The sequence below is a fragment of the Mycolicibacterium sp. CBM1 genome (assembly GCF_054073305.1).
In genome coordinates this window covers 185,097-191,489 of the sequence record NZ_JBSXPP010000012.1, presented here as the reverse complement: position 1 = coordinate 191,489, position 6,393 = coordinate 185,097, and the positions used below count along the sequence as shown (strand labels likewise).

Below are 6,393 nucleotides of genomic sequence, written 5' to 3'. Positions count from 1 at the left end.
TGGCGAGTCCCCGATTCTGAGTCCACCCGGTTCTTGAGTCGGGGTGGTGTGATCCAGTTTCAGTTGATGTTGCAGTCCATCGGGGTGTGGGTGCAGCTGCAGACGGCAGCGTACTCGGCCGGGGTGCGGTAGCCCAGGGCCGAGTGGCGGTGCCGGTAGTTGTGTTCGTGCTTGAAGTCGCCGATGACCACGCGGGCTTCGAGCAGGGTGTTCCAGTGGTTGCGGTTGAGGCACTCCTTGCGTAGTCGGTTGTTGAACGATTCGATGTGTCCGTTGTTCCATGGCGCTCCTGGCGGGATATACGACATACCAGTCCGACCGTCACAGAACTGCTGCAGCGCTTGGGAAATGAACTCCGGACCGTTGTCCATCCGCAGCACCTTCGGCGGCCCACCCGCTGCGGCGAACACGTTGGCGAGATCGGCGACGAGTCGGTCGGCGGTGATCGACCGCTCAACGATGTGCAGCAGTGAGACGCGGGTGTGCTCGTCGATCATCGAGGCGATCTTGATGGCCTTGCCGTCGACGGTGGAATCGAACTGGAAGTCGATCGCCCACACCACGTTCGGGGCATCGGCCTCGATCGATGGGATCGACGACACCCCGGCCCGCTTGCGCGGACTGTGCACCCGCACCTGCAGCCCTTCCTCGCGCCACAGCCGGTGGATCTTCTTCAAATTGACCTCACGGCGCTCGTCGTAGCGCAACGCCGCCCAGGCACGGCGGAACCCATGGCATGGGTTCTTCGTCGCGTACGTGCGCAGCCAGGCCCGCATCTCGGCATCGGGATCGGCGGGGGTCTGCGACAACGGCAGGCGACGGCAGGTGGAGCGGGGCAGCCCAACGGCTTTGCACGCCAACCGTTCCGACATGCCCATCATGGAGGTGAGCATGCCGACGGCGCGGCGCTTGGCAGCTGGGCCTAAAATTTTCCCTTTGCGACCTCCCGCAAGGCGTCTTTGACCAGCTCGGCCTCGGCCAGTAATCGCTTCAGTCGGGCGTTCTGTTCGCGCAATTCCTTGAGTTCCTTGGCGGCATCGGTGTCCATCCCGCCGTAGGCGCGACGCCAGTTGTACAACGTCGCCGCAGACACCTCGAGTTCGGCTGCGATTTCCTCGCCGGTCTTGCCTTCGGCGGCCAGTTCGTCCGCACGGCGCAGTTTGCGCACGATGTCTTCTGCGGAGTTCCGCTTCCGACCAGCCATACGTTCATCGTCCCTTCTCGCCCACCATCGGGCTACAGGACTCTAGAACTTGCTGGACTCGTTCACCGGGAACACGCCAGATCCATACGGCGCAATCCTGATTCACCTGGATCTCAGCCGCTGTGATGCTCCGATAATCGAGAAGGTGTGTTCGTTGACCGAAGACGACGACAAGCGCTATCGCGATGCTTACGAACGCATCCGGAAGATGCTGGACAGTGAGCTGCTCGGCCACGTCTCCGATGAGAGCGACAGGTTCCTGGATCAGCTGGTTTCAATCCTTGAAGACCTGCGGGACAACAAGATCAGTATCTTTGACGGGGATGCGTTTGACGAGCGTCGGCGCAAGGTGCGGTCAGCGCTCATTTCCTTCACCAGCGCCCTGCAGAGTCACGAAGATCAGACGATCCGCGCGGTGCGCGACACCTTCGGCCGTCGAACGCCGCAAGAACAGGCAGTCCTGGCCCTGTTCAACGACTTGAAGGTGGACTCCTTTGAGTACCGCTGGCTACTTGAAATGCGTGATGCGCTGCTGCACGGTGACATCAATGCATTCAAGTACGACTTCGCGGCACGCCTACATGGTGAAAACGCCGTCAACGTGTACATGCATCGCCAATACATGTTCGACTTCACCAAGGAGGCCAGGAATAAGCCCTGGCTAAAGCGTAATGAGTTGCAGGACAGTGACTCTGACCCGAGCGTGTTGCACATGATCCAAAAGATCCAGCCGCTGATCGGGTCGCTGCAAGAGAAGCTGGACCGGATTCTGTATCCGAAGGCCGGGGAAGACGCTGCGACGGTACGGGAGTTTTTGGCCCGCTATCCCGACGGTGCGAAGGGGCAGCGTGCGTTCCAGGATGGCCCGGGCTTCACTCGCCGGAATATGTCGCCGCCGATGAATCTGCTCGCGCCGCGAGTGCTGGCTTTCGCGGCCAGCTTCCAGGGCTGGGAGGAAGAGGACGGCGACGAAGCCGCAGCTGTTGCGGATGGCGACGACTGAATTTGGCTTGTGCGGGGCTTCGTCCCGGCGTCCACGTCGCGTCCATACCCGCGCGGCAACTTGCGGAAGTGGGCTAACAGATGGCGCAGCCGCTGCTATGCGTTTTGGTCGACATCCGCCCAGGTAGGAATAGGCGAATAGAGGTCCTGCTAGAGCTCCGCGAACCATTGCAGCTACTGCACTGGGACCGGGAAATCCGACTTAAAATCCGCACAGTGTCGGTTCGAGTCCGACTGGGGGCACTGAGAGAGGCGGGATAGACACGATTTTGTGCCACGAGCAGCTCCGGCTCCTCGTCGAGCGACGCCAAGGCAGGATCGGTGACTGGTAAGCGCCACGACTCGAAGGCCAGCGCGGGCAAGAAGGGCTCGACGGCCAAGTCCGGCAGGTCGGCCAGGGCCGCCAAGTAATTCTGACCGCTTCGGTGTCTGGAGGAGGCTGCGCCTCTCGGTCGACTAGCGATGACTTTCGCGCGCTCGTGCAGTCTGATTCGTATGGGAAAACTCATCTACGGCTTCAACGTCTCGGTGGACGGCTACATCGCCGATGCGCGAGGCGACATCGGCTGGTCCGCGCCGAGCGAAGAGCTGCACCAATATTGGAACGATTTCGAGCGGCAGACCGCCCTGTCGTTCTACGGCCGGCGACTCTACGAGCTGATGGCCGAATACTGGCCTACCGCCGATCAGGCCCCCGATGCCTCCCCTCACATCGTCGATTTCGCCCAGATCTGGCGTGACATGCCCAAGGTCGTGTTCTCCCGCACCCTGGACACCGTCAACTGGAACTCGCGCTTGGAACGCGGCGACCCGGTCGAGGTGGTCAGGAAGCTGAAAGTCGAGACCGACGGGAACCTGGAAGTGGCCGGCGCGACGCTGGCCGCCCCGATCGTGCAGGCCGGACTGGTCGATGAATACCGGATCGTGTTGGCGCCGAATGCCGTCGGCGGCGGCACGCCGTTCTTCCCGGCCCTGCCTTCTCGGATTTCGCTGCGACTGGTCGAGAACCGCACCTTTCCCGGTGGCGCGGTGCTGCTGCGCTATGAGGCGAAGCGCGACTGACCGGTCACGCGGCACTGCGGAGTGCCATCAGGACATGTGCCATCAGGACATTTGGGGGTAACCCAGACTCCAGCCGCGGTAGACCCAACCGTTCCCCACATGGGGGCTCGGCAGGATCTGGATGTTGTGCCCGTCGCCGTACCCGCGCTTGAGCCCCTGGACGCCGCCGGAAACATACGTCCCGTCACCGAGGGCGATGTCGATGTGGGCGCCGTACGGGCTCTTGCTGAAGACGAGTGCGCCCCGCGGAGCGTCCATGTCGGTGTGGATCTGGCCTTGGCGGAGCAGCGTTTGGTACATCGTTTCGGCGGCGCCGTCCCAGCCGTACTGCGCCTGCGACACGCCGTAGGCATAGGCCACGAAGGCCTCGCATCCGTAGGGGCCGAACATATCTGTCCCGAGCGCGCTCTCGGCCTTGGCGATGGCCGCGTCTGCTCCGGCGATGGTCGCGTCCGCTCCGGCGATGGGGTCGGCGGCCGCGCCGGGTGCGAAGAGCAGTGCGGCAGCCAGCAGGGCGGCGGAGAGCAAAGTGCAGACGCGGGCATTCATCTCGTGGCTCCTTCGCGACGTGGATGGTGGCCTCGGCAATGGGGCCGCGATTCGATCAGCTCGGGCGATCAGGCACACCCGGTCCAGCCAACGTAGCGGTTGTGTTCAGGCGTCGCTCAGATACCCGTCGCGCGGCGGGTGAAAACGCTGGGCAAGAGCGCCGAACTCGCGCCGACGACAGGCTCCTCACCGACCCTGCCGGCACCCTGCGTTGACGTCGCTCTTGATCTTGATCGCCACTGGGGTGGCTCTGCCGGCGGTGCTTCCGGTGTAGGCGGCGGCCAGTCTCGCCAGCAGGCCACCGCGGTGGTCTTGGGCCTTCCGGGCGGACGATGGATCGTCGGGGGCCTCGTGGTGGTCGGATACGGGTGCTACCAGATCTACGGCAAGACGCTCAAATGTGGGTTCATGGACGGGTCGGATCGCTGGAGCAGAACCGGCGCGAGACCGTCGCCGACGCCCGCTACCGCCGGGCCACCTAACGGTTGACCCCGTCGCCGACGATGATCCTGAAAACGATTGGGCGCGGCGTTGTTTCGGCGTAGCCGACCGCCCTGATGCGCGGTGATCTTCGGTGCCATCGGGGTGACGATAGGTTCGGAGGCGTCGATGCCGACGATCGTGGGTACGTAATGTCGTAGACATGGATGCACGCAACTTGGCCTTCGAATGGACGGACACCACCCAGCACTGGCTCGTGGAGGTGCCGATCCGTTTGACGGCATACCTGATCGTCGTCCTGATCGCGCGGTATGTCCTGCACCGGATGATCGACCGGGCCACCACCGGCCGGACCGGTGAAGAGCCCGACGCGGAGCAGCCGAGCACGCGCAAGAAACCGGCATTGCTGCGCACCCTGCGCCATCGGGTGCCGACGACGTCGACGGGGGAGTCCATCAATCGACGTCGCCAGCAGCGCGCACACACCATCGGGTCGGTCCTCAAATCGACGGTGTCGATCATCCTGCTGACCTGGGTGGTGCTTGCCGCCCTCAACGTGGTGGGGGTGAATCTGGCGCCCTTCATCGCCTCGGCCGGGGTGATCGGTCTGGCAATCGGATTTGGCGCCCAGAACTTGGTGCGCGACTTCGTCAGCGGTGTCTTTATGTTGCTCGAGGATCAGTACGGCGTCGGAGACATCGTCGACCTCGGCGAAATGTCCGGGGAGGTCCAAAGCGTCGGCCTGCGCATCACCACTGTCCGCGATATCGACGGCACCCTCTGGTATGTCCGCAACGGGGAGATCGCCCGGGTCGGCAATATGAGCCAGGAGTATGCAGTCGCCCGGATCGAGGTGCCGGTTGCGTTGACCGCCGACGTCGACGAGGCGGAACGGGTGGCCCTGGCGGCGGCCACGGAGGCCATCAATGACCCGGCGCTGGGCGGCAAAGTGCTCGGCGAGCCCGAGATGCTCGGCGTGCAGGAACTCGCGCCGGATCTGCTGACGCTGCGGATGACGCTGAAGACCAAGCCCAGTGCTCAGTGGTCGGTGCAGCGCCGGCTGCGGCGGGAGATCCTGCGCGCTTACGACGAGAACGGCATCGAACTGCCCTACCCGCGGGGCCGCATCCACGCCGTGGTCGGGGGCAACACCGCGGAGTAGTCCGGCCGAGTGGCACCGGGACAAAGCGCTGTCACGAGCGCATCGGCTGCCTACCATCGGCCGATGCGCGGATCGAAAATCCTGATCACCGGTGCTAGCGGCCAGGTCGCCGTCCCCGTCGCCCTGGCCCTGGCCGGCGACAACGAGGTATGGGGCGTAGCCCGCTTCACCGATGCGGCGGCACGCGAACGCCTTGAGAAGGCCGGCGTGCGCTGCGAGTCGGTCAACATGGCCGCCGGGGACTTCACCGGCCTGCCGTCGGACTTCGACTACGTCCTCAACTTGGCGGTCGCCAAGAGCGGCAGATGGGACAAGGACCTCGCGGCCAACGCGGAGTCGGCAGGCCTTCTCATGGCGCATTGCCGAGACGCCAAAGCCTTCCTGCACTGCTCCTCGGGGGCCGTCTACGACCCGCCCGGCGACGAACCTCGGACCGAACGCGCCGTGCACGGCGACAACCACAAAACCCTGCTTCCCACCTACTCCATCTCCAAGATCGCCGGCGAGGTCGTCGTCGCCACCATGGCGCGGGTGCTCGGTCTGCCGGCCACCATCGCCCGCCTCAACGTGCCCTACGGCGACAACGGCGGCTGGCCGCTCTTCCAATTCGAGATGCTGCTCGGCGGCATCCCGATCCCCGTCCCGTCCGGCGGGCCCGCCGTCTACAACCCGATACACGAGGACGACATCATCGCGATGATCCCGAAATTGCTTGAGGTGGCCTCGGTTCCGGTCACCACGGTTAACTGGGGCGGCGATCAATTCGTCAGCATCCAGCAGTGGTGCACCTATCTCGGCTTGCTCGTCGGCAAGGAACCGGTATTCGAGGAGAGCGATCAAGCGCTGCGCGGCAATCCGCTGGATGTCACCAAGATGCACGAGCTGATCGGCACCACCAGTGTCGACTGGCGTGACGGCATGCGACGGATGGTCGCCACCTTTCACCCGGAGCTGGTCCGCCCCTAGCCGATCC

The 6,393-nt window shown here is 64.2% G+C and carries 6 protein-coding genes; 4 read left to right on the top strand and 2 right to left on the bottom strand.

Features of this window, described 5'->3' with window-relative positions; translation table 11 throughout:
* Positions 1-59: 59 nt before the first annotated feature.
* Positions 60-1,204 (bottom strand): IS3 family transposase gene (locus tag ACXDF8_RS17525; RefSeq protein ID WP_457221679.1). Its coding sequence is split into 2 segments (ribosomal slippage): positions 60-937 and positions 937-1,204, totalling 1,146 coding nucleotides; the frame shifts between segments, so codons are not numbered across the junction.
* 154 nt (positions 1,205-1,358) lie between these two features.
* Between ACXDF8_RS17525 and ACXDF8_RS17520 the strand changes: the two genes are divergently transcribed.
* Both ACXDF8_RS17520 and ACXDF8_RS17515 read left to right on the top strand, forming a co-directional pair.
* Positions 1,359-2,207: a hypothetical protein gene (locus ACXDF8_RS17520; RefSeq protein WP_457224540.1), complete on the top strand. Its 849-nt coding sequence runs from the start codon at positions 1,359-1,361 to the stop codon at positions 2,205-2,207.
* A gap of 494 nt (positions 2,208-2,701) precedes the next feature.
* A complete protein-coding gene (locus ACXDF8_RS17515) occupies positions 2,702-3,268 on the top strand; it encodes a dihydrofolate reductase family protein (protein WP_457224539.1) in 567 nt (188 codons plus the stop codon).
* A gap of 42 nt (positions 3,269-3,310) precedes the next feature.
* Here the strand turns inward: ACXDF8_RS17515 and ACXDF8_RS17510 are convergent, their stop codons facing one another.
* On the bottom strand, positions 3,311-3,817 hold the full coding sequence (locus ACXDF8_RS17510; RefSeq protein ID WP_457224538.1) for a hypothetical protein: 507 nt from the start codon (positions 3,815-3,817) through the stop codon (positions 3,311-3,313).
* Positions 3,818-4,460: 643 nt separating this feature from the next.
* Between ACXDF8_RS17510 and ACXDF8_RS17505 the strand changes: the two genes are divergently transcribed.
* Together ACXDF8_RS17505 and ACXDF8_RS17500 are read left to right on the top strand one after the other, a co-directional pair.
* A complete protein-coding gene (locus ACXDF8_RS17505) occupies positions 4,461-5,420 on the top strand; it encodes a mechanosensitive ion channel family protein (protein ID WP_457224537.1) in 960 nt (319 codons plus the stop codon).
* A gap of 63 nt (positions 5,421-5,483) precedes the next feature.
* The gene (locus ACXDF8_RS17500) at positions 5,484-6,386 is read left to right on the top strand and encodes an NAD-dependent epimerase/dehydratase family protein (protein ID WP_457224536.1); all 903 of its coding nucleotides are present in this window, start codon (positions 5,484-5,486) and stop codon (positions 6,384-6,386) included.
* The last annotated feature ends 7 nt before the right edge of the window (positions 6,387-6,393 follow it).

Excerpts from the sequence above, each read along its gene's own strand:
- ACXDF8_RS17500 (WP_457224536.1), top strand. The coding sequence starts at position 5,484 with ATGCGCGGATCGAAAATCCTGATCACCGGTGCTAGCGGCCAGGTCGCC.
- ACXDF8_RS17515 (WP_457224539.1), top strand. The coding sequence starts at position 2,702 with ATGGGAAAACTCATCTACGGCTTCAACGTCTCGGTGGACGGCTACATC.
- ACXDF8_RS17505 (WP_457224537.1), top strand. The coding sequence starts at position 4,461 with ATGGATGCACGCAACTTGGCCTTCGAATGGACGGACACCACCCAGCAC.
- ACXDF8_RS17510 (WP_457224538.1), bottom strand. The coding sequence starts at position 3,817 with ATGAATGCCCGCGTCTGCACTTTGCTCTCCGCCGCCCTGCTGGCTGCC.